We start from the raw sequence: 25,877 nt of genomic DNA, 5'->3' as shown, positions 1-25,877 counted from the left end.
ATTCCTTGCCATGACAGCCCAGCCCAACACCCCCGCCAGCGCCGCCGCCGACACCTCCGTGGCCGCGCTCCACGACAAGATCCTGATCGTCGATTTCGGCAGCCAGGTCACGCAGCTGATCGCGCGCCGGGTGCGCGAGGACGGCGTGTATTGCGAGATCGTGCCGTTCCAGAAGGCGGAGGCCGCCTTCCGGCAGATGAACCCGAAGGCCGTGATCCTCTCCGGCGGCCCCGAATCCGTCCACGAGGCCGGCTCCCCGCGCGCCCCGCAGCTGATCTTCGAGAGCGGCGTCCCCGTGATGGGCATCTGCTACGGCCAGATGACGATGGCCGCCCAGCTCGGCGGCACCGTCGAGGGCGGCCACCACCGCGAGTTCGGCCGCGCCGACGTCGAGGTCAAGACATCGAGCCGCCTGTTCGACGGCGTCTGGCAGCCGGGCGAGCAGCACCAGGTGTGGATGAGCCATGGCGACCGCATCACGCAGATGCCGCCGGGCTTCTCGGTCGCCGGCGTCTCGCCGAACGCGCCGTTCGCCGTGATCCAGGACGAGCGGCGCAAATACTACGGCCTGATGTTCCACCCCGAGGTGGTGCACACGCCCGACGGCGCCAAGCTGATCCGCAACTTCGTCCGCAACATCGCCGGCCTCGGCGGCGACTGGACGATGCACGCCTTCCGCGCCGAGGAGATCAAGAAGATCCGCGCGCAGGTCGGTCAAGGCAAGGTGATCTGCGGCCTTTCCGGCGGCGTCGATTCCGCCGTCGCCGCGGTGCTGATCCACGAGGCGATCGGCGACCAGCTCACCTGCGTGTTCGTCGATCACGGCCTGCTGCGCCTGAACGAGGCCGAGACCGTCGTCGATCTGTTCCGGCACCACTACAACATCCCGCTGGTGCATGTGGACGCCTCGAAGCTCTTCCTCGGCGAACTTGCGGGCGTCACCGACCCGGAAGCGAAGCGCAAGACTATCGGACGACTCTTCATCGACGTGTTCGAGGCGGAGGCCAAGAAGATCGGCGGCGCCGATTTCCTGGCGCAAGGCACGCTCTATCCCGACGTGATCGAGAGCGTCTCCTTCACCGGCGGCCCCTCGGTGACGATCAAGTCGCACCACAATGTCGGCGGCCTGCCGGCGCGCATGAACATGAAGCTGGTCGAGCCGCTGCGCGAATTGTTCAAGGACGAGGTCCGCGTGCTCGGCCGCGAGCTCGGCTTGCCCGACGTGTTCGTCGGCCGCCACCCGTTCCCGGGCCCTGGCCTCGCCATCCGCTGTCCCGGCGAGATCACCGTCGACAAGCTCGACATCCTGCGCAAGGCGGACGCCATCTACATCGACGAGATCCGCAAGGCCGGCCTCTACGACACCATCTGGCAGGCCTTCGCCGTGCTGCTCCCTGTCAAGACCGTCGGCGTCATGGGCGACGGCCGCACCTACGACTACGTCGTCGGCCTGCGCGCCGTCACCTCGACGGACGGGATGACCGCGGATTTTTATCCGTTCGACATGAAGTTCCTCGGCAACACGGCAACCCGCATCATCAACGAGGTGAAGGGCGTGAACCGGGTGGTGTACGACGTGACATCAAAGCCGCCGGGGACGATTGAGTGGGAGTAGGGTAGGCCGTCATGAGCGGGATATCGCGACGCCATCTGTTGGCCATCCTCAGTGGCGCCGTTATCCCGGCCCCGGCCTTCGCCGGCCGCGTGTTCGCCCCGGCCGAGCATTTCTTCTCGGTCGAATTTCCGACGTCGCCGGAGGAAAAGTCGAGCGGCCTGCTTGGACTTTCGTCGACGACGTTTCTCGCCAAGGACGGCAACAAGGCCTTCGCCGTTTTCCATGCGTCCTGGCCGATCCAAGGCAAGCCAGCCCTGATGATGCAGTCCATGCTCGACGGACTGGTGGAGCGCGTATCGGGCGAATTCCTCTCGATCGACAAGACCGAGTTCAAGTCGGCGAGCGGCGCGATGCTCCCCGCCAAGCGCTTCACCTTCAGCAGCGACAAGGTCTGGGGAGGCGGCCTGACGACGGTCTCCGGACCGCACACCTTCCTCGTGCAGGTCATGAAACGCAAACCGCTGGAGGGCTGGGATGCGGCAGACCGGAAGTTCATGGCGTCGTTCAAGGTGCTGATCTGACGGCGCTGCGGGGCGGGTGTTTAATTTTGTGCACTGTCACCGTAATGAGAATTGTCCTGCGGGCGACATGCTGCGCGGCGCTCATACCGTATCTCCAGTGTTTTGATATTTGGAGATAGAGACGATAGATCTTCGATTTGAAGCCCCAGCGTGAATGCATGCGGTGATATCGGGCTATAGCGTACAAATCGGATAGCTTCTCATGGCAGTTATTCAGTGGCTACGGGTCGTGCGGGCACGTTTTGGCGGCGCGGCGAGTGTATGCAGCGTGCCGCGGATTTCTTCCAATGATGTAGCTGTCGTCGCCAAATTTGCACGCCAGAGATCAAGCAGGTTCTTTGTGCGGGGCGGCTTGACGCTCGGCTGGACCGAAGAGGCGATGAGCGCCAAACGTTCTGCGTTGTCCCTCAAGCGGTCGATGGTTTCAGAAATTAGGGACTTGGCTTCGGCTGCCGGTAGGCATCCGACGAACGCGATGCCCGCGCTCAACTCGATGAGGTCGAAGCTGGCCAAGGCCTGTCGCAACTGGTCGTGAAACTCGACTTCTCCGGCCCCGCTTATCGCGAAGGTCAGCTTTCCTGGGCCTCGGTTGCCCGGTTCGGGAGCGCCGCTTTCTAGCAGGCCCTCTTTTGCGAGCTGCTGCAGCGCGTGATAGATGGAGCCTGAATGCAGCCGGCTCCACGTTTGCACCTGCCATTCTTCCAACGTCTGCCGAATGGCGTAGCCGTGGCAACGCCCGAGTTCCCGGATCACTCCCAGCACCAGCAGTCTAACTACATTCATCATACGGACCTTTCGCCTCCAGACTAGACAAATTTGACTTCCCGCGCTAGATTGGTAGCCAAACTTGGCTACCTAAGGAGATCGTTGTGGAAATTGCGCTCAAAGACATTTGCGACTGGATTCAAACGGAATTCGATGACGTCGAGGTTCATGACACCACGCCTGACCTGTATTTCCTTGCGGACGGCAACACAAAATTCCCTTTCGCGACTATCGTGACCCGTGACGAAGATCACGATAGTTCCTCGCAACTGAACCGCGAGGGCAGATACCGCCTGAATTTTGCGACCGACAAGGAGACCTTTCAAAGTCTCTTTCCGGAAATCAGAGGTAAGGCTGATCTCCAAAAAGCGAGCTTTGACTATCAGGCGTCAGACACGTTCTTCCCTCATCCGGTTTATGGCGCGATGCGCTGGGTGAGCGTGATAAACCCAGACTCTGTGTGGCCAAAGTGCAAGACGCTATTGGCCCGAGCACGCAAAATTCGAGAGCTTCGGCCGAATAGCTGGTGACTGCAGCGCAGTGGTTCGGAGAGGGGCAATGGCGACGAGCAGCTCATCTTCAGGCAAAGCATCGAGTCTGCCGCATCAAGGACAATTCTGGTCCAGTGATAATGCCAAAAACTGGCACTGTTGAATGGGGCAGGCCTGACCTAAATCGCTCGTGAACCGCCTCCTGACACAAGGGCAAGCCATCATGAGCAGGGACAGCGCTCACCCGAACTCCGAAACGACCGCTGAAGCGCCGGTCTACAAGAGTTGGACATGCGTGCTCTGCGGACTCGTCTACAATGAACGCGACGGATGGCCCGACGACGGCATTCCACCCGGCACGCGTTGGCAGGACGTGCCCGAGGATTGGATCTGCCCCGACTGTGGTGCAGGCAAGAGCGACTTCGCGATGGTCGAGGTCTGAACAAATCCCGACAATGGCTGCGTGACCGTCAACGGTGACGTGGCGTTCTCTTCCTGCCGAAGGAGTTGCAATGTACGTTCCCTCGCACTTCGACGAAGCCCGTCCTGAGATGCTCTGCGATCTGATCGAAAAGAATCCGCTTGGCATTTTGATCACGCACGGCAAGAGCGGCTTGGACGCCAATCATATTCCGTTCGAGCTGAACAGAGCGCAGGGGCAGTGGGGAACGTTGCACTGCCACGTGGCGCGCGCGAACCCGGTGTGGCGGGATCTGGACACTGGCGCTGAGGTGCTCGTGGTGTTCCGCGCGTCTGACGCCTATATCTCCCCTCAATGGTACCCGAGCAAGCGGGATTTCCACAAGCAGGTGCCGAGCTGGAACTATCTCGTCGCGCACGCGTACGGGCGCGTGACCATTCACGACGACGAACGTTACGTGCGTGGCAATGTCGCCCGTTTGACACGGAAGCATGAAGCGTCTCAACCGGTCCCTTGGAAGATGACTGACGGTCCGAAGGACTATATCGACACGATGCTCAAGGCGATCGTCGGGCTGGAGATCGCAATCACGAACCTGGTCGGAAAATCCAAGCTGAGCCAGAACAAGGAGGTGCGGGACATACGCTCCGCAGGCGAGGCCTTGAAAGAACGAGGCGAGCATGCCATCGGAGACGCCATGCTGGCGGCCGCAGCCGTCAAGGCAAGCCAGGAGTAGAGACGCGGCAATCAGGTGATAAGAGCAACGCGCGAGCGATCCAGCTTTCGTATTTGTCAGCGTCCCCATGCCGTGCGAGGAGACGTCCGGCGCGCCGGTGTGAGCATGAGCGACTGTCTCCCTATCTGACCGCCTTCAGCGGCGCGGGCTTGGATGGGCGAGCCGTCCCCTTGGCTGCGACGCATGCATCGAGGACACCTCTGAGGCGGACGACGGCGGACTGTAGCTCCGCAATCGAAAAGCCGCCGAACCCGAGCATGAGTCCGCCACGAGGCGGGGTCGCATGGTACATGGGCGAGATCGGTCGCACCACCAGCCCCGCTTTGTGCGCCTGCTCCGCGATCGTGAGATCGTCGAGGCCGGGCGGAAGCCAGAGTAACAGGTGCATGCCCTGGTCGCTCGGCTGCAGCGTTGCCCAGGACGGTAGGTCCTTGACAAGGGCGGAGATCAGGGCGGCGCGTCGTTCTGCGTAAGCGCCGCGAATGCGCCGGATGTGGGCTTCGAAATGGCCTTCGCGCATGTACTGCGCGAGGACGTGCTGGTCGACCGCCGGCGAATGGCGATCGATGAGGGCGCGCGCGCCAGCGAACGCGTCGACCAGGGGAGGGGGAACGATCGCATATCCGATCCTCATCGAGGAGAACATGACCTTACTCATCGTCCCAAGGTACACGACGCGCGCGGGATCAAGTCCCTGCAACGATGGAAATGGATGTCCGGCGTAGCGAAGTTCGCTGTCGTAGTCGTCTTCGACAATCCAGGCATTGTTCTGCCGCGCCCACGACAGCAACGCGGTGCGTCTCGCCATGCTCATGGGCATGCCCAACGGATACTGATGCGAAGGTGTGACGAAAGCGACCCGGGCGTTCGGGCACTGGACGAGACCGTCTTGGACGTCGATGCCCTGATCATCCACGGGAATCCGGAAAGTCCGGACATTGAAGTTTTCGAGCACGGCGATGATGCCGGGGTAGGCCGGGTCTTCGGCCCACACGGCATCGCCGTCAGAGAGAAGAACGGTCGCCGATATGAAAAGCCCCTGTTGCGTGCCCGCCGTAACGATGACCTGATCGGGCTCGCATTTCACGCCCCGAGCCTTCCGTGCATATTCGGCAATCGCGATCCGCAAATCGGGTAATCCTTTCGGATCAATGTAGCCCGACGGGGCGGCTGCCCGCAGAGCCCGGACGCGATTGCCAAGCCGTCGCCATTGGTCGCCGGGGGCAACTGCACCCGCGGGATGAGCGATCGCAAACGGCGCCGGGTCTTGAGGCCGGAGAGTCCGCGCGACCTCAGCAAGACGGGCGACTTTCTCCGGCAACAGAGGACTGGGGTCCGCGCGTTCGATCGATGCCGGAGCGCGGGTCATCAAATCGGTGTCGGCATTGACGTTCGCGACGATCGTGCTGCCTCTGGCCCGGGCCTCGAGGTAGCCTTCTGCATGGAGCTGATGAAACGCCTCGATGACGGTTCCTCTCGCGAGCTGCAATGAATTGGCAAGGGCGCGAGTGGATGGCAGTCGCTCGCCAGGCTTCAGGATCCCCTTCGATATCGCCTCGCGAAGCGCTTGAGTCAGTTGGTATCCAACGCGGCCGGCAGTCCGGTCGAGCGAGCCCAGCGAGGGAATTGCGATGATGGTTCGGCGTCGTGCCATCGGTTCTCTGGTCCAACTGTTCTCCCGAATCTTGGACCAAACAATAGATCAGTTCCAGACGCCGGTGTCGGATTCGCTCCAATTGCGAGGGTTTGCGAAGGTTTGAACTGAGAAAGAACCCGATCAGGGTATCGGGCTACGAATTCGCATACCGGAACCTGCCGCTGGTAGCGGGTCGAAGAGGCGCTGGACATGCGGAGATGGAGCGCGACGCCGAAGCCCTGTGTGGGCTGACCAGCAACGCTGGCTATGCCGCCATCTTCGCCAATTGGCTAAGTCGCTGCCAGCTTCCTTGCCGTGCTCCAAAGGCTCTCAGCGGCATGGATCATCCGCGCCCGCGCGCGGATGAGGCATATGCTGATCTTGATGTCCCAGTCCTTGGGGCCGGCTCTCACCAATCGGCCGCTCTGGAGATCGAGCTCGACCAGGCTGCGTGGAGCCCAGGTGATCCCGCGGCCTTCTCGGGCCATGTTGATGAGCAGCATCACCGGTGCTGAGAAGCTGGGGAGCAGCATGGCGCTTGGCTGCTTCGTCGCGAGGAAGGCGGTCACGATGCGGCCCACGCCTGAACCCGGATGATAGGCGAGATAAGGCAGCGGTTTGTCCGCAGAGCCAGGCAGCGCAAACCGCGGCATCGATTGTCGGCGGCGACCGCTGCGCGCGACGGCCTTGTAACCGGTCGCGCTGATCGGGACCAGGACGTCGTCGGCGAGGTCGATGCGCTGAAAGCGATCGTTATTTAGACGGCTGGCGAGCGATGGATGGTAATGCGCCAGCATGAAATGCGCATGGGCATCGAGCAGGAGCTTCTCACACCCGGCGAAGTTCGACGCCACGAGCTGAACGGCGGATCCGGATCGCGCGCGGTCGACCCGGCGGATCCAGTCCGGAAAGAACGTCTGCGACAGTGCGTGGGTGGCGACGAATTGAACGGTCTCGGCCTTGAGGCGCGCCGCTTCCAGGGCCTCCTCGCGGCCGTTTGACAGCCTGCGAATGACGTCCTCCGCCACCGGACGAAAACTCTCCCCCGCCGGCGTCAGCTTCACGACATGCGTGCTGCGCTCGAACAGAGGCGCTCCAAGCCACGCTTCCAGCGACTTGATCCGCCGGCTCAAGGCCGGCTGCGTCACGTGCCGGCGCAGCGCTGCGCGGGAGAAGCCGCCGTCCTCCGCAATGGCGAGGAAATCCTCGATCCAGCTCAGGTCCATGATGCCAGCTCGTTATTGAATTATTCCAATACGGCATTAGCACCGCGGCACCGGCTGGTCCAATGTCAGGCCAAAGATAAGGGCCGCGGAGACGCTGTTTGCAGCGCCAAAGAGCGCGAGGCGGGAGGACACGGAATTGACGATCACAACGACTCCTTTGTCCGAGGCGCTCCCGACGCAGGCTGCTGCCCCCCGTGCCGGCTCGCTTTGGCGGGAGCCTTATGTCCTGATCGTGGCGGGCGCCGTGCTCGGCGCACTCGTCGGCGCGCTGTTCCCGGCTGCAGCACTCGAATTCAAGCCGCTCGCCGACGGCTTCATCTCGCTCATCAAGGTCACGATTGCGCCGCTGGTGTTCCTGGTCGTGGTGACCGGCATCGCGCAGGTCGGCGACATGAAGGCGGTCGGGCGCATCGGACTCAAGGCCTTCCTGTATTTCGAAATCGTCACGACGCTCTGCCTGCTGTTCAGCTTCATCGTGGTGCGATGGGTCCAGCCCGGCGCGGGTGTGGCGCACGCCACCCCGCAACAGGCCGAAGCCGTGGCCCGCTATGCGCAGACCCATGTCGGCTCGTTGTCGGCCTATATCCAGCACATGATCCCCGAAAGCTTCTTCGGCGCCTTTGCCAGCGGCGACGTGCTTCAGGTTCTCGTGCTCGCGCTGCTGTGCGGCATTGGCCTCCTGATGCTCGGCGAGAAGGCGCTGCCGTTGCGCTCGGGCATGGAGCGGTTGACCGAGCTCGTGTTCAGCGTGGTCCATGTCGTCGTCATGCTGGCACCGATCGGGGCCTTCGGCGCCATGGCGTTCACGGTCGGCAAATTCGGCGCCGCCACATTGTACGCCCTCGCGCTCTTGGTCGGGACGGCCTGGGCGATGATGGCGTTCTTCATCTTCGTCGTCCTGGGAATGATCTGCCGTCTGGTCGGCATCCGGCTGATGGACCTGCTCCGGCTGTTGCGCCCCGAGCTTCTCGTCGTGCTCGGAACGTCGTCGTCGGAGACGGCGATTCCCGGAATGATGGAGAAGCTGCCAAGGGCGGGGGTGGGACGCGCCGTGACCGGTCTCGTCATTCCGTCCGGCTATTCCTTCAATCTCGACGGCGTGGCGCTGACATTGCCGCTGAGCACGATCTTCGTGGCGCAGGTCTACGGCATCGAGCTGAGCACGGCGCAGCAGTTGAGCCTGTTTGTCGTGATGCTGTTCACCAGCAAGGGCGCAGCCGGTGTCACGGGCGGAGCGTTCGCCGCGTTGGCGGCGACTGTCGTTGCGGCCGGGCTGCCTGTCGAAGGCCTCGCGCTATTGCTCGGAATCGACCGCTTCATGTCGCTGGCGCGCGCGATCACCAACACCATCGGCAACGCAGTGGCCGCGATCGTGGTGGCGAAATGGGATGGTGAATTCGACCGCGACGATTGGGGGCGGGTCGTCCAGATGAAAGCAGCGAAGTAGGATCCATGGTTCTCAGTGAAGACTTGCCGATCGTGGCGCTGGTGCCCGGTGATTGCACCGGTATCGGTCCTGAGCAGACGGCGCGAATCCTCTCCGATCACCGGCTGGCCGATGCGGCGCGCCTCGTCGTGGTGGGCGATGCCCGCGTGCTGGAGATGGGAATGGCGCATGCCGGCGTGAGCCTCGATATCGAGCGGATCGGCTCACCCAGCGAGGCTTCCTGGGTTTCCGGCAAGATCCAGCTGATCGATCTCGGCAACACCGACCCGTCGAGGCACCCGATCGGAAAGGCCAGCGCCGAGTCCGGGCGGCTCACCGGAGAGACGCTGTCGCGGGCGATCGATCTCGCCAAGGACGGCGCGATCGATGCCATCACCTTCGCGCCCTTGAACAAGCGGGCGATGTTCGACGGCGGCTGGAGGTACCCGGACGAGCACAAGATGTTCGCGGACCTGCTCGGGCACCGTACGTATTTTTCTGAAATGAACGTGTTGGATGGACAATGGATGTCGCGCGTCACCGGGCACCAGTCCCTGCGCGAGGCGCTGAACGACATCAGCCCGCCGCGGATCACCGATGCGGTGGTCCTCGTCGACAGGATGATGCGGAGATCCGGAGTCGCCGCGCCGCGGATCGCCGTGGCCGCACTGAATCCGCATGCCGGCGAGGGCGGCTTGTTCGGTCGCGACGAGATCGAGATGATCAAGCCGACGGTGGAGGCGATTGCGAAACAGGGCATTGTCTGCAGCGGTCCGTATCCGGCGGATACGGTTTACATTCGCGCCTTTGCCGGCGAGTTCGACAGCGTCGTCGCGATGTATCATGACCAGGGGCAGATCGCGACGAAGCTGCGCGGCTTCAATCGCGGAGTGACCGTCACGGCCGGCCTCGAGACCGTCTTCACCACGCCCTCGCACGGCACGGCGTTCGACATCGTCGGCAAGGGCGTCGCAGACACCGGCGCGCTCGAAAGCGCGGTCCGGCTCGCCGCGCAATTGGCCTCGTTCAAAGCCCGGGAGATGTCACATGCACACTGATCGCAGGACCCTGCTTCAGGCCGCCGCCGCTCTTCCCTTGTCCGCGGTCGGCGCGACTACGGCATTTGCACAGGCTCAGGCACCGGCGGCGCCCGCCGCGGCGCCGCCCAAGGAGGTCACGCGTACGCTTGCGCGGTACATCGTCTCGGCGGGATATGATGTTCTGCCGGTCAAGGTCCGCAAGGAAGGCGTGAGGACGCTGCTGAACTGGGTCGGCGTCGCGATCGGCGGGTCGCGACACGAAACGGTCGATATCGCGGTCGCGGCGTTGGCGCCGTTCTCCGGCCCGCAGCAGGCGTCGCTGTTCGGCCGGCGCGAGCGGTTCGACATCATGAACGCCGCCTTCATCAACGGCGTGTCCAGCCACATCTTCGATTTCGACGACACCCATCTGAAGACGATCATCCATCCGGCCGGCCCGGTGGTTTCGGCGATCATTGCGCTCTCGGAAATGCAGCCGGTGTCCGGCAAGGAGTTCCTGAATGCGCTCGTCCTCGGTGTCGAGACCGAGTGCAGGATCGGCAACGCCGTCTATCCGAACCACTACGATGTCGGCTGGCACATCACCGGGACTGCCGGGGTGTTTGGTGCGGCTGCGGCTGCCGGCAAGCTGTTGAAGCTCAACGAGCGGCAGATGACCTGGGCGCTGGGTCTCGCCGCGTCGCAGCCGGTCGGCCTGCGCGAATCGTTCGGGTCCATGAACAAGAGCTTCAACCCCGGCCGTGCGGCGTCAAACGGCATATTTGCCGCCCTTCTGGCGTCGAAGAATTTCACGTCGTCGGACGGGATGATCGAGGCGAAGCGCGGCTGGGCCAACACGATCAGCACGAAGCAGGACTATGGCGAGATCGTCGGCGATCTCGGCAAGCGTTACGAAGCCGCCCTCAACACCTACAAGCCGTTCGCCTGCGGCATCGTTCTGCATCCGGCGATCGACGCTGCGATTCAGCTGCGCAACGAGAACAGGCTGACGGCCGACCAGATCGACCATGTCGATCTCAAGGTCAACCCGCTCGTGCTCGAGCTGACCGGCAAAAAGACGCCGCAGCAGGGGCTCGAGGGCAAGTTCAGCATCTATCACGCGGTGGCCGTGGCGATCGTGGAAGGCGCGGGCGGAGAGAAGCAGTTCAGCGATCGCGCGGTAACCGATCCGACGGTGCTGTCGCTGCGTAGCAAGGTCATTCCGGTCATCACGCCCGAGATCAAGCCGGAGCAGGTCGAGATGACGATCGTGCTGAAGGATGGGCGGAAGCTCAGCCGCCGCATCGAGCACGCCGTCGGCAGCGTGGAAGTGCCGATGACCGACCAGCAGCTCGAGGCGAAGTTCGTGGACCTCGCCGACGGCATCGTTCCGGCGGCGTCGATCCGGCGGATCATGGACGCCTGCTGGAATGTCGAGAGTGTGTCGAATGCTGCCGACATCGCGAAGATGTCGGCGTCGGCCTGACGATGGCGAGGAGCGCCATGCCGTCGCGCCGCCGTCTGCTGCAATCGGCGGGGGCGTTTGCTGCAATCTCGGCGATGCCGATCCGTTTCTCCCAGGCCGCCGGCCCGGGCGTGACCGAGCGCCTGGCGCGCTACATGGTTGCGGCGCGTGACCAGGAGCTGCCGGAGCAGGTGATGCTCGCATGCAAGCACCGCATTCTCGACACGCTCGGTGCGATCGTCTCGGGTGCGCGTATGCATCCGGGCGAGATGGCGCTGAGATACGTGCGCAGCCTCGGCGGCGAGCCGCAGGCGTCCGTCGCCGGCTCCGACGTCCGGACGACGGCCGTCAATGCGGCGATGGCAAACGCCATGTGCGCTCACGCCGACGAGACCGACGATTTCGAACCGGTCACCAAGGCGCATCCGGGGTGCGCGGTCATCCCCGCCGCGCTCGCTATGGCTGAACGGGAGCATCGCAATGGGCGCGACGTGATCCGCGCCGTTGTGCTCGGCTATGACCTGACCTGCCGCCTTCTGATGGCGCTCGGGCCGGACCTGGTACGCGGCTCGCATCGCAGTGCCGAGGGCACGTCGTCGACATTCGGCGCGCTCGGCGCTGCGGCCTCGCTGGCGCGGCTCGATGAGAGGGGCATGCGTCACGCCATTTCCTATTCGGCGCAGCAAGTCTCGGGGCTGTGGAGCTGGGTCAAGGACACGGACCACATCGAGAAGGCATTCGATTTCGCCGGAATGGGCGCGCGCAACGGTGTCATGGCGGTCGACATGGTGATGGCCGGGCTCACCGGCGTCGATGACGTGCTCGATGGCACCCACAACCTGTTCATCGCGCTGTCGAGCGATCCGAAGCCGGAGGAGATGGTCAGGGATCTCGGCAGCCGCTTCTACGTCACGGAGACGGCCATCAAGACCTTTTCGGTCGGCTATCCGATCCAGTCGCCGCTGGATGCGCTGCTCACGCTGCGCCGACAGCAAGGGCTCACTCCAGACAACGTCCGCAGCATCCTGGTCAAGCTTCCGACCGACGCGATGGGCATCGTCGGCGACAGCGCCATGCCCGACGTGAACTGTCAGCATCTCGTCGCGCTTGCGTTGGTCAAGGGGGCGGTCTCGTTCGGAGACAGTCATGATGTCGCGCTGATGCGCGACCCGACGATCCTGGAGCAACGGGCGAAGGTGACGCTCGCAGGCGACAAGGGCTTGATGGATCCGGCTGCGCCACGCGGTGCGATCGTCGAGGTGACTCTGGTCGATGGCCGCAAGGTCGATCATTTCACCAGACACCCGCCGGGCACCAAGGAGAATCCGCTGGGCACGGAGGCCGTCAACGTCAAGACCAGGGATCTGATGACGCCCGTTCTGGGGCGTGAGAAGACGGAGAAGCTGATCGACATGGTTGGGCGGCTCGAAGAAATCGACGACATCGGCCGGTTGCGCGCACTATTCGCGGCGTGATCGGCTGTCACGGCGATGAGAAGCGACGGAACATCATCGTCTGATCCATTCCCTTGGCGGCGCGGCGGGCGGCTCGTCGGCTCGGTCTTCTCCGGTGCATTCTGCGGATTGACGAAAAAAGAAGACGAAGCGGGAGGGACGAGACATGAAGCTGAGGCTGATGCGGCAGCGGAGAAGGCGACCGTGATCGGATTCCACTTCGCGTTCCCGTCGGTCGGACGCGTCGAGAAAGACGGCGCCGGCTATCGGCTGATCCCATCATCGTGGAATCCGACGCTATGAAAGACCGGCACATTGTCAGCACGGCGGTACCGATGTCGGATCGCGCCAGACCACGCATGAAATCGACCGGTCCGCTCGCATCGCTTGGCTTTGCCATCGCAAGCCTTGGCTTGGGCTTCTGGGCCATGATGGCGGGAGCAGCTGCGCAGGATGCGCGCGAGATCGCTCCGGCCGGCGTGTTGCGCGTAGCTGTTGCGGTCGGGCCGGCCGCCTCGGCGTTCTGGACGACACGCGATCCGGCGACAGGCAAGCCTGTCGGCGTGACAGTCGAACTTGCGAAGGCGGCCGCAGGCAAGCTCAATGTGCCACTCGAGCTCGTAGACTATCAGAGCTCGGACGAAATCGCGGCCGCCGGCAGCAAAGGGGCGTGGGATCTGTCCTTCATGCCGGCGGATCGCAAGCGGGAGCAGTTCGTCGATCAGGGACCCGCTTATGTCGCCTACATGAGCGGGTATCTCATTCGAGCCGGATCAGACATCATCTCCGTTGCCGATATCGACCGTCCGGGAATCCGGGTTGGCTGCATCGAAGGCACCTCGACGTCCAGAACGGTCGAGGCGAGCATGAAAAGTGCCAGCGTTACGAAATTCGTAAAACCCGAAGCGGCCGCTGACTTGATCGGCCAGGGTCGGCTCGACGCCCTCGCCATGGGCATGGAAGCACTGGAGGAGCTGTCGCGGCGCCTGCCGGGCAGCCGGGTCTTGAAAGAGGTCATCCAATCAACGGGCGTCGTCGTGGTCGTCCCGAAGGGCAAAGTGACGGCGCGGGAGTGGGCGGCCGGATTTCTTGCAGATGCCAAGGCGAATGGCACAGTACGCCGGGCGCTCGATCAAAGTGGATTTGTCACCGCCAAGGTCGCCCCGTGATGCCGCGGTGAGCTCCGGCCAAGCCATATCTTTCGCTTATGAGCGCCAAGGCCAAATCGTATTTTGGCTGTCCTGGAATTCCGTCTATCTCCAATCGGCGGGCGATGAAGCTGTCGGCAATCATGATGGACACGACCGGCAGGCACGCGCGGAAAGTGCGCCTGCATGGTCCATGCGGCCACCCGATTGTACTGCACTCGCGCTTGTTCTCCCGGCCAACGAAGAAGCGCATCTGGTTCGAGTCCTGGCCTGAAAGTGAACGATCATGAAACTGGGCTGGTATTCCGAACTCGACGAGGTCGAACGCCGGACGTATTGGGCTTGCTTCGCGGGCTTTGGTCTCGATTCGCTCGATTCGACGATCTATGCGCTGGTCATCCCGGCGCTGATTGCAACAATCGGACTGACGCGTCCTGAAGCCGGCTATCTCGCGACCGCAGCCCTCGTCGGTGCAGCCATCGGTGGCTGGGGCGGAGGGATCCTTGCCGATCGCATCGGCCGCATCAAGGTCCTGCAACTGACGATCCTCTGGGTTGCCCTGTTCACGCTCGCATCGGCTTTCGCGACCGGCTTCAACTACTTGCTGATCGTGCGTTTTCTCCAGGGCCTCGGCTACGGCGGTGAGGCGGCCGTGGGTGGCGTCCTGATCAGCGAGGTCGTCAGGCCCGCGCTGCGCGGCCGGGTGGCCGCGTCGGTGCAGAGCAGCTACGCGGTGGGTTATGCGATTTCCGTCGCGCTGCTCCCCGTCATTTCATCGCTGTTTCCTGAAGAGCTCGGCTGGCGCGTGTTCTTTGCGGTCGGCATCGCGCCGGCCTTTCTCGTGTTCTTCATCCGCCGCCTTGTGCCGGAGTCCGGGCTTTATCGTCAAAGCCGCGCGGACAAGACAGCCGGACGGCCCGCCTGGACGATCTTCACCAGGGCCCATGTGCGGCGTACCGTGGCGGCGGTCACGATGGCCACCGGCATTTTCGGCGGTGCCTATGTGATGATCACGTGGCTGCCGACCTATCTGCGCACCGTCCTCAACCTGACCGTGGGGAGCAGTGCAGGCTATCTTGCCATGAACATCCTGGGTTCGTTGGTCGGACCGTTGCTCTATGGCTGGCTTTCGGATCGCACGGGCCGGCGCCCCGCGTTCATGATCTTCCTGCTATGCCAGGCCGTGAACGCGAGCATCTATCTACTAGCACCGATCGGCGCCAACACGACAATCCTGCTCAGCTTTTTTCTGGGCGCGTTCCAGGGTGGGTTGGCATCAGGAATGTTGCCGACCTTTGCCGAATTGTTTCCGACCGAGATTCGTGCGAGCGGGCAGGGCTTCTGCCTCGGTGGCGGGCGCGGGTTCGGCTCGGTCGTGCCTGCGACCGTGGGCGTGCTTGCTGCGTCGCATCCTCTTGGCTTGTCGATGGGCCTTTGCGCGCTCGCCGCCTATGGACTCGCTTTCATCGCCGCGATGGCTTTGCCCGAGACGAGCGGCGCTGACCTGCAGCGCATGATTCCGTTGGAGACGCAAGCAGGGCAGCCGGGAGATCTCGGCAACCTCCAAGCGCGGCCGTCGGAATGAGGAGGCTGAGAACGACACGCCTCGTCGAGCGAAACAAGGCGCCCACGCTGGCCGACGAGAGCACGGAGAAGGCAACAGGGTCGGGAGGAAGACATGCACTATCGGACCATTTTGAGCGTCGTCGCATGCGTCGCAGCTCTGCACTTATCGAACAGCCTCGCCCAGACATCGAACACCGACAATCCCAACGACGCGGTCGCGGATGCACTGACGCCGCCTCCTTATGGCGAGCCGATCAGCCTGGAGATGGCCAAGAAGGTGGCTGCTGCGGCCGTTGCCGAGACGACGAAGCGCAACTGGAACGCATTCTGCATCGCCGTGGTCAATCCGAGCGGCGATCTGGTCTATTTCGAAAAGCAGGACAATTGCCAATATGCGTCGATCGGCCTGTCTCAGCACAAGGCGCGCACGTCGGCACGTTATCGACGCCCCACGCTGGTGTTCGAGACGTTGCTGGGCAAAGGTGCGTATTTCGCCTATCTCGCCACGCTCGATGACATGATCGCATCGCGAGGCGGAAATCTGCTGGTCGTGGATGGCAAGATCATCGGTGCCGTCGGTGTGAGTGGTGGGTCGGGCGCCCAGGACAACGTCGTATCCCTCGCCGGGCAAGCGGCGCTGAAGTAGACGAGACCGGGCCGGAGGCGGGGCGTGATGCAGTCGCGACCGCCGGTCAGACGGTCGGCGCGTGCGCTAGGCCGCCGGCGGGATGGCGGAAGACATGGAGTCGTCGACCAAGCTGACGCCGCGCCATTGTCCGGATGTGACGAGCGTTCGCGCAGTATCCTGGAGCTCCTTGGCGACGGCGAGGGCTGCAGGCGCCAGCAGGTCCGGCTTGATCGAATAGACATAGTTGCGTCGCGTGATCCGGGCGTCCGAGATCGGCAGGGCGCGCCAGTCCTCGCTGCTTCGTCCTCCTGCCTGCAGCGCCGACATCGGCTTGATGGTGACCCCGATGCCCTCACCGACGCAGCTCATCACCAGCGAGAGCGAGTCGATCTCGGCGACCACATTCGGCGTGATGTTGCGCCGCTCGAACTCCGCAGCTACACGCCGGCGCAGGCCATGAGTTCCCGTCGGCAGGATCAGGGGCAGCTCTGCAACTTCTGCAACTGTGATGCTGCAACGGTGGCGCGGCACCAGCGGGCTGTCGGCAGGGAGAAGCACGAACAATTCCTCGTCGAGCAGCGGAATCGCGTCGAGCTTGGATGACACGTCGTTGTTGAACAGGATGGCCAGGTCGAGCTGGCCAAGCCGCATCATGTGGGCGATGTGGCCGCTCATTCCCTCGACGACGTTGAGCAGGATGCCGGGATATTTGGCGCGGATGCACTTGGTGAGCGGCAGCCCGATCGCGAGCACGGTCGTCGCGGGCAAGCCGACCGATACCATGCCGCTGACCTCTGCCGAATCCTGGCGGGCAATCGACAGCGCATGGTCGAGCTGCCGCAGCATGAACCGGGCGTGATGGTAGAGCGCAAGGCCGTTCTCGGTCGGGATCACGCCGCGCGAGGAGCGCTGCAGCAAGGGCCTGCCCACTTCCTCCTCGAGCTTTGCGATCTGCTGGCTCAGTGCGGGCTGCGCAACGAACAGGCAGCGCGACGCCTTCGACAGGCTGCCGCTCTCGACGATCTGGGCGAAATAGCGCAACTGACGCAAATCCATGAGCGGGAACCGCACTGCTTGGGAAGAACGAGACCTTGCCGCCGGGCTATATGCTCAGCTTATGGCAACTAATCCAAAACAGTATTTTTGCTAATGTCAATTTCTCTCTAAGGACGAGGGTAACAGGTGTGAAGACCCTTTGGGAGGAACCAGACGATGGCGGACGCTGCGGTTCAGGGACAGGCGTCGGCCGGTCTGCCATCGTGCCGCCTCTTGATCGCCGGGGAATGGGTGAATGGTCCGCACACCGTCGCCGTGCTCGACAAATATCGCCTGCAGCCCGCCATGTCCGCGCATCTGCCGTCGCGCGAGCAGGTCCGCAGCTGCATTGTCGCCGCGGAGCGGGCGTTCGAAGCCAATGTACTGACGCCCTATGATCGCGGCCTCATCCTCGATCGCGCTGCGGTCGAGCTTGAGACGCGTGCGTCGGAGCTGGTGGAGGTGCTGCGCCAGGAGGCGGGCTTTCCACGCCGCGATGCAATGGGCGAAGTCCAGCGTTGTGCGACGACGTTTCGGCTCTCCGCCGAAGAGGCGCGGCGGCTGGCCGGCGAGATGGTGCCGATGGAAGGGGCCGCAGGCCAGAAGGGCCGCATCGGCTTCACCATCCGCGTGCCGCTCGGCGTCGTGGCCGCGATTACGCCGTTCAATGCTCCGCTCAATACGGTGGCGCACAAGGTTGCGCCTGCACTGGCGGCTGGTAACGCCGTGGTGCTGAAACCATCGCTGCATACGCCGATGACGTCCTGCATCATGGCGGAGTGCCTGATCGCGGCAGGTCTGCCATCGGGCCTGATGTCGGTGCTGCATGGCGATGGTGAGGTCGCCGACTGGTTGATGGCCGAGGCGGCAGTGAAATTCTTCGCGTTCACCGGCAGCACGGACATCGGCCGCATCATCCAAAGCAAGGCGGGACTGCGCCGCACGCAGATGGAGCTCGGCTCGATCTCGCACTGCGTGATCTGCGAGGACGCCGATCTCGATATTGCGTTGCCGAAGGTCGTCAACGCCGGCTTCCGCAAGGCCGGCCAGGTCTGCACATCGATCCAGGTGCTGCTGGTGCAGCGTTCGCTGATCGGGCAGGTGGAGCAGAGACTTTCAGAGCTCGTTGCCGGGCTGCCCTACGGAGACCCCGGCGAGGACGACACCGTTGTTGGGCCGGTCGTCAGCGAGGCCGCCGCCCAGCGCATCGAGTCCTGGATCGCGCTGGCCGAGCAGAGCGGCGCGCGGCGTCTGGTCGGCGGCGCGCGGGTGGGCGCCGTGGTTCCTCCCACGCTGCTCACGAATGTCGACAAGGCGACCCCGCTCGGCTGCCAGGAAGTGTTCGGGCCTGTGATGTGCGTCGCGCCCTTCGATGTGCTGGACGAGGCCATCGCGCGCGTCAACGATACACCCTACGGGCTGGCCACGGGCATTTTCACCAAGCGCCTGGACGAGGCTCTTCAGGCCGCGCGGCAATTGCAGGTCGGTGGCGTTCACATCAACGAGACGCCGAGCTCCCGTGTGGACCTCATGCCATATGGTGGCTCCAAGGATTCCGGTTTCGGCCGCGAAGGGCCGCATTACGCCATCCGCGAAATGAGCGAAGAGCGTATCGTGACGATCCTCGCATGACGCGGACTGTCACCTGACAAGGATCTGACCATGACCAAGATGAAGGGCGGCGAAGTCATCGCCGAATATCTCGTCAAGCAGAAGGTGCCTTTCGTGATCGGCATCTGCGGACACGGCAATGTCGGCATTCTTGATGCGCTCTATCAGGTGCGTGACCGCGTCAAGCTGGTCTCGCCCCGTCACGAGCAGTGCGCCGGCCACATGGCCGACGCCTATTTCCGCGTCAAGCACAGTCCGGTCGCGACGCTGACCTCGACCGGGCCGGGCTCGGCCAACATGGTGATGTCGCTCGCAACTGCGTTGTCGGACTCCTCGAGCTTCCTTGCGATCACCGCCAACGTGCCCACGTCGCAGGCCAACCGCGCGCCGTTTCAGGAACTATACGCGCACAACCAGGCCGATTTCGCCCAGGTGCTGCGCCCGGTGGTGAAGCGTTCCTTCCAGCCCAGTCGCGTCGACATGCTGCCGCTGGCGCTGCGCCAAGCCTTCGACACCATGGTCACGGGACGTCCCGGTCCGGTCAATCTCGATATTCCGTACAATGTTTTTCAGGAGGAGGCCGACGTCGAGCTGCCGGCGCTGTCGCATGTTCACGGCAGTCACCGGCCGAGTGCGAGCGAGGCCGACGTCACCAAGGCGCTCGATCTGATCGAAGCCGCCAGGCGGCCGGTGTTCTTCATCGGGCAGGGCACGACTCTCTCGGAGGCCGGTCCCGAGATCGGCGCGCTGCAGAGCCGCTACGGCATTCCAGTCATCACCTCGCCCAATGGCATGGGCTGCGTGCCGGCGGATGATCCACTGACGCTCGGCTTCATTGGCCGCAACGGCGCTTATCCCGCCAACCAGGCCGGCCGTCACGCCGATCTCGTGCTCTGCATCGGTACCCGTTTCGACGATCGCTCGTCGTCGAGCTGGCACCAGGGCTACTCGTGGAATTTTCCGTCGACGAAGCTGTTGCAGGTCGACATCGATCCGGCGGAGCTCGGCCGCAACTATCCGCCGACGCTCGGCATCATCGCCGACGCCAAGACCTTCGCCGCGCAACTGCTCGCGGCGCTGGAGCGCCGCCCCGCGATCCGCCGCGAAAATTTCGCGGCGTGGCGCGACCAGATCGGGACCTGGAAGGCGGAGTGGGAGGCGTTCGTGCGGCCGCACTTCAGCGCCGACACCACGCCGATCCGGCCGGAATATGTCGTCGGAGCCCTGCAGGACGTGCTGCCGGACGACGTCATCCTGTCGCTCGACTCCGGCGTGCATCACAACTGGTTCATGCAGTTCTGGCACCCGAAGCGGCCACAGAGCATGCTGAACAGCTGGGGCTTTTCGTCGATGGGGTTCGGCGTCTGCGGCGTGCTCGGCGCGCAGCTGGCCGCGCCCGACCGTCCCTGCGTCGCCGTCGTCGGCGACGGCGGCTTCATGATGGCGCCCTACGTCGTCGCCACGGCCGTCGAATATGACCTGCCGTGCGTCTGGATCGTCTGGAACAACTTCGCCTGGAGCGCGATCCGCGATTTGCAGTATGGCCTGTTCGAGGGCCGCGAGCTCGGCACCGCGTTCTATCGCGGCAATCAGGGGCCCGGCGGAGATCGCTACAACCCCGACTTTGCCGCCTGGGCGCGCGCCTGCGGCGCTGACGGCGTGACGGTGACCCGCAGCGCCGACCTGCGCGGTGCAGTCGAGACCGCGATCAAGAACCGCCGCCCCTGCGTGATCGATCTGCATGTCGACGCCGAGGTGCGGCCGCCATCGACGGGCACCTGGGAGCTGCCGCCGATCCCATTCAAGGAGCCGGTGTTCGGCAAGCCTTACAAACGCGACTGACGATACAAAACAAAGATAACAACATTGAGAGGGAGGAGCACCATGTTGAAGCGTGATCTGAACCGGCGATCTTTCATGCGCGCGTCGGCCGGCGTGGCTGCCGCATCCGTGCTCGGCGTCGGCGGTCCCGCGCGAGCCCAGTCCGATGGGCCCGTCCGCATCGGCATGATCTATGCCAAGCAGGGGCCGGGCGCCTCGATCGGTGAGTACCTGCAACGCGGCAGCGCGCTTGCGGTCGAGCAGGCCGGCGGCAAGGTGCTGGGCCGCCCGATCGAGCTGGTCTGGCTCGACGAGCCCAATCCCCAGGTGTCGCAGCAGAACATGCAGCGGCTTGTCGACGAGAGCAAGGTGGTCGCCGTGGTCGGCGGCAACTACTCGTCCTCGGCGCTCGCCATGATGAGCGTTGCCAATCGCGAGAAGGTGCCGCTGATCCTGACCGGCGCCGCGGCCAGCGAGATCACCGGCAAGAGCTGCAGCAAGTACACGTTCCGCACCCAGGCGACCGTGCCGGTTCAGATGGCCGGCCTGATGCCCTACGTCTCCAGCATCGGCAAGAAGGTCTATTTCATCACGGCGTCATATGCCTTCGGCCAGGACATCCTGCGCGCCTCGCGCGCGATGCTGAAGCAGGTCGGCGCCACCGAGGTCGGGGTCGACGAGGTGCCGATCAACACCGCGGACTACAGCTCCTACATCCTCAAGATCCGCCAGGCCAAGCCGGACGTGATCGTCGGCGGCCTGGTGGGCGGCGACTTCTCCAACTTCCTGAAGCAGTGGAACGAGATGGGGATGAAGGACAAGATCCCCTATGCGGCGGTCGCCGTCACGGACACCGACTTCTGGGACGTCGGGCCGCAGGCTTCGACCGGCATCTACATCAAGCCGTGGTACTACAACAATCCGAAGAATACCGCCGCCGAGCAGAAGCTGATCGAGGATTTCAAGAAGAAGTACAATCAGCCGCCATCGGACAAGACGTGGTCGGGCTGGATCGGCATGCGGGCGCTGTTGGAATCGATCGAGGCGGCGAAGTCGACCGAGGCCGCTCAGCTCGTGGCGCATCTCGAGCAGTGGAAGAACACCGAAGGCGAGTTTCCGTTCTTCTTCCGCGACTGGGATCACCAGTTGGTCCGCCCGGCCGTCATCGTCCAGATCAAGAAGCAGATCACCGACAAGTTCGACTATTTCGACGTCCTGAAGAACACCTCGGCGACCGCCGAGGAGACGGCGAAGGCGTTCGGTACCAAGGAGGATATCGGCTGCAGCATGCCCTCGCTCTGAGGCGGCGGCGACCCTTGTTCCCGCAGCGTACTGACAGGCTCGAACGATGCTCGACACTCTCGTCTCCCAGGCGGCCAATGGACTCGTGCTCGGCTTCATCTACGTGCTGATCGCCGTAGGTCTGTCGATTACCTTCGGCCTGCTCGGCGTCATCAACTTCGCGCATGGCGCCTTCTTCGCGCTGGGGGCCTACGTGGCCTGGCAGCTGTTCCAGCTGTTCGGATGGAGCGCCGTGATCCTGGCGCCGCCGGTGGTCGGGCTGATCGGCATGGCTGTGGAGGTGACGATCATCCGCCGCCTCTACGGCAAGGAGCCGTTGCTCAGCCTGATCGTGACCTTTGCGCTGGCGCTGCTGATCGAAGCGGTGATCCGCTACGCCTGGGGCGCCGACGGCAAGCCATTCAATCCCCCGCCGGCCTTTGCAGGGATCGTTGAAGTTGGTCCTCTCCTGATCACCAAATATCGCGTGGCCGTGCTCGGCGCGACCACGGCGACCTTGCTCGGCCTATGGGGCTTCCTGGCGTTCACACCCTATGGCCGGATCCTGCGTGCCGGCAGCCGGGACCCGGAGATGGTGGAATTGCTCGGCATCAATCTGCCGCGGGTGCTCACTGCGGTGTTCGGGCTCGGCTGCATGCTGGCGGCGATCGCCGGCGTGCTGGCCGCGCCGCTGTGGACGGTGTCGCCGTCAATGGCTGCCAATGCGGTGATGCCAGCGTTCGTGATCGTGGCCATCGGCGGCCTCGGCTCCTTTCGGGGCGCAGTGGTCGCCGGACTCGCGGTTGGAATCGTCACCTCGCTGACCATTCAGTTCTGGCCAGAGGCGGCTGCGGCATCGATGTATGCCTTGATGTTCGCGATCATGCTGCTGCGGCCGCGCGGGCTATTCGGCGAGCGCTGGGAGCGTTTCGAATGACGACGGCCAAGTCCGTGCTGCAGCGGCTCGCAAGTCACCCGGTGCTCGTGGCGGCCGCGATACTGGCGCTCGCCTCCGGCATCGCGCTCGCTGTGGGCATGCCGATCCATCGCGTGACCCAGATCGCGATCTACACGCTCTACGGCGCGGAGGTGAACTTCCTGATCGGCTATCTCGGCCTGGTGCCGTTCGGCGCGTCCTTCTTCTTCGGCTGCGCGAGCTATGCGCTGGCAATCGGCCTGGGCTTCATGCCGGCCGCCAACGAAATCACCGGCCTGGCGATCGCGCTGGCATTTTCGCTGCTGCTGGCGCTGATCGTCGGCGCCATCATCCTGCGCCGGCGCGGACTCTACTTCTCGCTGCTGACGCTGGCGTGCTCCCAGATCGCGTTCGAGATTGCGTTCAAATGGACCTCGGTGACCGGAGGCGAGAACGGCCTGCAGAACGTCGCGCGTCCGCTGTTTCGCTCCGCGCTTGCCTTCCACGGCTTCACGCTCGTCGTGGTGATCGGATCATTGTGGATGCTGTGGCGGCTGGCGCATGCGCCGTTCGGCCGGCTGATGCAGGCGTTGCGCGACAATGAGCAGCGGGTCGCAAGCCTGGGTTTCGACACCTACCGCACCAAGCTGATTGCGCTCGTCATTGCCGGCGGCGGCATCGGCGTCGCCGGCGGTTTGATGGCGCTGCTGCTGCAGGGCGTCTACGCCAACAACCTGAACTGGGAGCATGCCGGTGATCCGGTGCTGATGGCGGCGCTCGGCGGCGTGCATCACTTCCTGGGGCCGTTGTGGGGCGCCATCGTCTTCATCGTCTTGGAGGACCGGCTCAGCGCCATCACGGAGAATTGGTGGCTGGTCTTCGCCCCCATCATCATCGCCTTCGCGCTGCTGTCAGATGAGGGCATTCACGGCATCTTCCAGCGTATCGCCGGCCGCAGCCGCTGGACCCTGACGCGCAATGTCATTCCACCGCGGCCGCGCGACATCGTTCCCTATGCGCCGGATCGTGCACGTCAGGCTGCGGCGACGGCCTCAGAGGTGCCAATTCTCGCGATCCGCAACCTGTCCAAGCATTTCGGCTCGATCGTGACCCAGAACGACGTGTCCTTCGAGATGAGCCGCACCGGACTGCACAGCCTGATCGGCCCCAACGGCGCCGGCAAGACCACGTTGTTCAATCTGCTGACCGGTGTGCTCCGGGCCAACGCCGGCACCATCCTGTTCGAGGGCATGCCCATCGATCAGCTGTCACCGTACAAGCGCGCGCGGCTCGGCATCGCCCGCTCGTTCCAGATCCTGAGCGTGTTTCCCAACCTCACCGCATTCGAGAACGTGCGTATCGCGGTCCAGGCTGCCAACCGGCAATGGACAGGTCTTTGGCGCGATGCCTATGACGATGCGGCTGCAAACGCGAAGGTGTGGTCGCTGCTCGATGCCGTAGGCCTCGCCGATCGCGCCGCCGAGCTTTGCTCCGCGCTGGCGCATGGTGAGAAGCGGCTGCTCGAGATCGCGGTGTCGCTCGCGATCGATGCCAAGCTCCTTCTGCTCGACGAGCCGCTGGCTGGTCTGGCGGAGTCGGACCGCAAGATCGTAGGCGAGCTGATCATGCGACTGGCGAAGTCCCATGCCGTGCTGTTGATCGAGCACGACATCGACCGTGTGCTGGCCATGTCCGACCGCATCACGGTGTTGCATCAGGGGCGGCTGATCGCCGACGGCAAGCCGGTGGAAGTGGCTGCCCATCCCGAAGTCGTCACGGCCTATCTCGGCACGGCCCATGGCCAGGTCGCGGCGGCTCCGTCGCGGGCGACCAATGTGACGCCGCTTCCCGGCAGCGCCGCCGCCGAGCCGCTGCTCAGGCTCGAGGGCGTGCGCGCCGGCTACGGCGGTGGCACCGTGCTCGACGGGCTCGACCTGGCCGTGCGGCCTGGCGAAGTGGTGGCGCTGCTAGGGCGCAAGGGCGTCGGCAAGACCACCGCGCTGCGGGCCATCACAGGCACGGTGCCGGCGAGCGGCGGTCGCATCACGTTCGACGGCAGGCAGCTCAACCGGTTACGGCCGGACGAGATCAACCGTCTTGGCATCTCGCTGGTACCGGAAGGACGCCGGCTGTTTCCGAATCTGACCGTGCAGGAGAATCTCAAGCTCGCGAGCCGCGCCGGCGGCGCGTCGCTCGACGACGTGTTCGATCTGTTCCCGAAGCTCCGCATCCTGCACAAGGCGCGTGCCGAAAATCTCTCCGGCGGCGAGCGGCAGATGGTGGCGATCGCGCGCGCGTTGATGGTGCCGAGCCGGTTGATTCTGCTCGACGAGCCGTTCGAGGGCTTGGCGCCCGCTGTGGTGCAGGAGGTCCGCGACGCCGTGTCCAAATTGAGGTCGCGCGCGAGCCTCGTCATCGTGGAGCATCATGCCGAGAGCGTGCTGGCGATGGCGGACCGCGCCTATGTGCTGGTGAATGGGCGCGTGGCCCATGTCGGCGATGCTGCCGCGCTCGCGGCCGATCACGAACTGCAAGGGCGTTTGCTTGGCATCACTCAGACCGCTGATGCAGTGCAACGGGCGGCAAACGGGTCATGAGCAGCTGCGAGTTCGTGACCATCGGCACCGGCTGGCCGGCCCAATCTGAACCTTCCTGAGGAGATGAGACATGACCATCGTCGTTCCCGGACCGAACGCCTACGCGAATGCGGCGACAGAGAAGAAGGCGGTGACGCGCAATCTCGCCGAGATTTTCTGGACCCAGTATCCGGGCCACTATAACCAGGCGCTGTCGAAGGCGATCGTGACGCCGGACACCACCGGCAGCCGCTTCTTCGACCATCGCATCTCGTCCTACGAGCCCGGCGCGCATGTCGAGAGCCATTCTCACAAGGTGCAGGAGCAGATCTATCACGTGCTGTCGGGCGAGGGCATCCTGATCCTCGACGGCGAGCGCCGGCTGGTCCGTGCCAATGACGTCACCTACATTCCGCCGGGCGTGCTGCACGAATTCCACTGCACCGGCAACGACCCGCTGGTGTTCCTGGTGATCACCAGCCCGCCGACCGACGAAGAGCCGGCGCCGCGGTGAGGGGCC

The 25,877-nt window shown here is 64.1% G+C and carries 22 protein-coding genes and 1 pseudogene; 19 read left to right on the top strand and 4 right to left on the bottom strand.

Annotation, left to right across the window (positions count from 1 at the left end):
* Positions 1-10: 10 nt before the first annotated feature.
* Both guaA and QW861_RS02955 read left to right on the top strand, forming a co-directional pair.
* Positions 11-1,615: a glutamine-hydrolyzing GMP synthase gene (guaA, locus tag QW861_RS02960; RefSeq protein WP_316192685.1), complete on the top strand. Its 1,605-nt coding sequence runs from the start codon at positions 11-13 to the stop codon at positions 1,613-1,615.
* Between the two features lie 38 nt (positions 1,616-1,653).
* Positions 1,654-2,136 (top strand): hypothetical protein, encoded by a 483-nt coding sequence (locus QW861_RS02955; protein WP_315749798.1) that lies wholly within the window; start codon positions 1,654-1,656, stop codon positions 2,134-2,136.
* Between the two features lie 213 nt (positions 2,137-2,349).
* Here the strand turns inward: QW861_RS02955 and QW861_RS02950 are convergent, their stop codons facing one another.
* Positions 2,350-2,922, bottom strand: coding sequence for a PadR family transcriptional regulator (locus QW861_RS02950; protein WP_315749800.1), 573 nt, complete (start codon positions 2,920-2,922; stop codon positions 2,350-2,352).
* A gap of 83 nt (positions 2,923-3,005) precedes the next feature.
* On the opposite strand from QW861_RS02950, the gene QW861_RS02945 reads away from it, so the two are divergent.
* From QW861_RS02945 to QW861_RS02935, 3 genes are all read left to right on the top strand, one after another.
* Complete coding sequence (locus tag QW861_RS02945; protein WP_315749801.1) at positions 3,006-3,431, top strand: DUF6194 family protein; 426 nt, start codon at positions 3,006-3,008, stop codon at positions 3,429-3,431.
* A 256-nt stretch (positions 3,432-3,687) separates the two neighbouring features.
* Complete coding sequence (locus QW861_RS02940) at positions 3,688-3,834, top strand: rubredoxin (RefSeq protein ID WP_409998619.1); 147 nt, start codon at positions 3,688-3,690, stop codon at positions 3,832-3,834.
* Positions 3,835-3,904: 70 nt separating this feature from the next.
* Positions 3,905-4,549, top strand: a complete 645-nt coding sequence (locus QW861_RS02935; protein WP_315749804.1) for an FMN-binding negative transcriptional regulator — start codon at positions 3,905-3,907, stop codon at positions 4,547-4,549.
* 121 nt (positions 4,550-4,670) lie between these two features.
* Here the strand turns inward: QW861_RS02935 and QW861_RS02930 are convergent, their stop codons facing one another.
* Both QW861_RS02930 and QW861_RS02925 read right to left on the bottom strand, forming a co-directional pair.
* Positions 4,671-6,203: a PLP-dependent aminotransferase family protein gene (locus tag QW861_RS02930; protein ID WP_315749805.1), complete on the bottom strand. Its 1,533-nt coding sequence runs from the start codon at positions 6,201-6,203 to the stop codon at positions 4,671-4,673.
* 272 nt (positions 6,204-6,475) lie between these two features.
* Positions 6,476-7,411 (bottom strand): LysR family transcriptional regulator, encoded by a 936-nt coding sequence (locus tag QW861_RS02925; RefSeq protein ID WP_316192684.1) that lies wholly within the window; start codon positions 7,409-7,411, stop codon positions 6,476-6,478.
* Between the two features lie 136 nt (positions 7,412-7,547).
* On the opposite strand from QW861_RS02925, the gene QW861_RS02920 reads away from it, so the two are divergent.
* The 8 genes and pseudogenes from QW861_RS02920 to QW861_RS02885 all read left to right on the top strand — a co-directional run bounded on the left by QW861_RS02920 (position 7,548) and on the right by QW861_RS02885 (position 16,135).
* On the top strand, positions 7,548-8,858 hold the full coding sequence (locus tag QW861_RS02920) for a cation:dicarboxylate symporter family transporter (RefSeq protein WP_316192683.1): 1,311 nt from the start codon (positions 7,548-7,550) through the stop codon (positions 8,856-8,858).
* 5 nt (positions 8,859-8,863) lie between these two features.
* On the top strand, positions 8,864-9,895 hold the full coding sequence (locus tag QW861_RS02915) for a PdxA family protein (RefSeq protein WP_315718521.1): 1,032 nt from the start codon (positions 8,864-8,866) through the stop codon (positions 9,893-9,895).
* Positions 9,885-11,342 carry an MmgE/PrpD family protein gene (locus QW861_RS02910; protein ID WP_316192682.1) on the top strand — a complete coding sequence of 486 codons (1,458 nt, stop codon included), beginning with the start codon at positions 9,885-9,887 and terminating at the stop codon, positions 11,340-11,342. The genes QW861_RS02915 and QW861_RS02910 overlap by 11 nt, the downstream gene beginning before the upstream one ends.
* A gap of 17 nt (positions 11,343-11,359) precedes the next feature.
* The gene (locus QW861_RS02905) at positions 11,360-12,796 is read left to right on the top strand and encodes an MmgE/PrpD family protein (protein WP_410052321.1); all 1,437 of its coding nucleotides are present in this window, start codon (positions 11,360-11,362) and stop codon (positions 12,794-12,796) included.
* 159 nt (positions 12,797-12,955) lie between these two features.
* Positions 12,956-13,078: pseudogene (locus QW861_RS02900) on the top strand (MBL fold metallo-hydrolase); the annotation flags it as partial.
* The gene (locus QW861_RS02895) at positions 13,075-13,944 is read left to right on the top strand and encodes a transporter substrate-binding domain-containing protein (protein WP_315749812.1); all 870 of its coding nucleotides are present in this window, start codon (positions 13,075-13,077) and stop codon (positions 13,942-13,944) included. The pseudogene QW861_RS02900 and the gene QW861_RS02895, both read left to right, overlap by 4 nt.
* Before the next feature lie 265 nt (positions 13,945-14,209).
* Complete coding sequence (locus QW861_RS02890; RefSeq protein ID WP_316192680.1) at positions 14,210-15,508, top strand: MFS transporter; 1,299 nt, start codon at positions 14,210-14,212, stop codon at positions 15,506-15,508.
* A 93-nt stretch (positions 15,509-15,601) separates the two neighbouring features.
* Positions 15,602-16,135 (top strand): GlcG/HbpS family heme-binding protein, encoded by a 534-nt coding sequence (locus QW861_RS02885; RefSeq protein ID WP_316192679.1) that lies wholly within the window; start codon positions 15,602-15,604, stop codon positions 16,133-16,135.
* 66 nt (positions 16,136-16,201) lie between these two features.
* Here QW861_RS02885 and QW861_RS02880 read toward each other — a convergent pair whose 3' ends face one another.
* Entirely contained in the window at positions 16,202-17,173 is a 972-nt protein-coding gene (locus tag QW861_RS02880; protein WP_315718515.1) for a LysR substrate-binding domain-containing protein, read from the bottom strand.
* 156 nt (positions 17,174-17,329) lie between these two features.
* Here QW861_RS02880 and QW861_RS02875 point away from each other — a divergent pair, with 156 nt between their 5' ends.
* From QW861_RS02875 to QW861_RS02850, 6 genes are all read left to right on the top strand, one after another.
* Positions 17,330-18,784, top strand: coding sequence for an aldehyde dehydrogenase family protein (locus tag QW861_RS02875; RefSeq protein WP_316192678.1), 1,455 nt, complete (start codon positions 17,330-17,332; stop codon positions 18,782-18,784).
* Positions 18,785-18,814: 30 nt separating this feature from the next.
* Entirely contained in the window at positions 18,815-20,605 is a 1,791-nt protein-coding gene (locus QW861_RS02870) for a thiamine pyrophosphate-binding protein (RefSeq protein ID WP_315749818.1), read from the top strand.
* 42 nt (positions 20,606-20,647) lie between these two features.
* Positions 20,648-21,886, top strand: a complete 1,239-nt coding sequence (locus QW861_RS02865) for an ABC transporter substrate-binding protein (protein WP_316170357.1) — start codon at positions 20,648-20,650, stop codon at positions 21,884-21,886.
* A 46-nt stretch (positions 21,887-21,932) separates the two neighbouring features.
* Positions 21,933-22,802: a branched-chain amino acid ABC transporter permease gene (locus tag QW861_RS02860; protein WP_315739227.1), complete on the top strand. Its 870-nt coding sequence runs from the start codon at positions 21,933-21,935 to the stop codon at positions 22,800-22,802.
* Positions 22,799-25,378, top strand: coding sequence for a branched-chain amino acid ABC transporter ATP-binding protein/permease (locus QW861_RS02855; RefSeq protein WP_316192677.1), 2,580 nt, complete (start codon positions 22,799-22,801; stop codon positions 25,376-25,378). Before QW861_RS02860 ends, QW861_RS02855 begins: the two co-directional genes overlap by 4 nt.
* Before the next feature lie 70 nt (positions 25,379-25,448).
* Positions 25,449-25,871: a cupin domain-containing protein gene (locus tag QW861_RS02850; RefSeq protein ID WP_316186892.1), complete on the top strand. Its 423-nt coding sequence runs from the start codon at positions 25,449-25,451 to the stop codon at positions 25,869-25,871.
* The last annotated feature ends 6 nt before the right edge of the window (positions 25,872-25,877 follow it).

The organism is Bradyrhizobium sp. SZCCHNRI1029, assembly GCF_032487555.1.
Lineage (GTDB): Bacteria > Pseudomonadota > Alphaproteobacteria > Rhizobiales > Xanthobacteraceae > Bradyrhizobium.
Note: the sequence above shows the minus strand (reverse complement) of the source record. Positions and strands in the feature narration are given on the sequence as shown.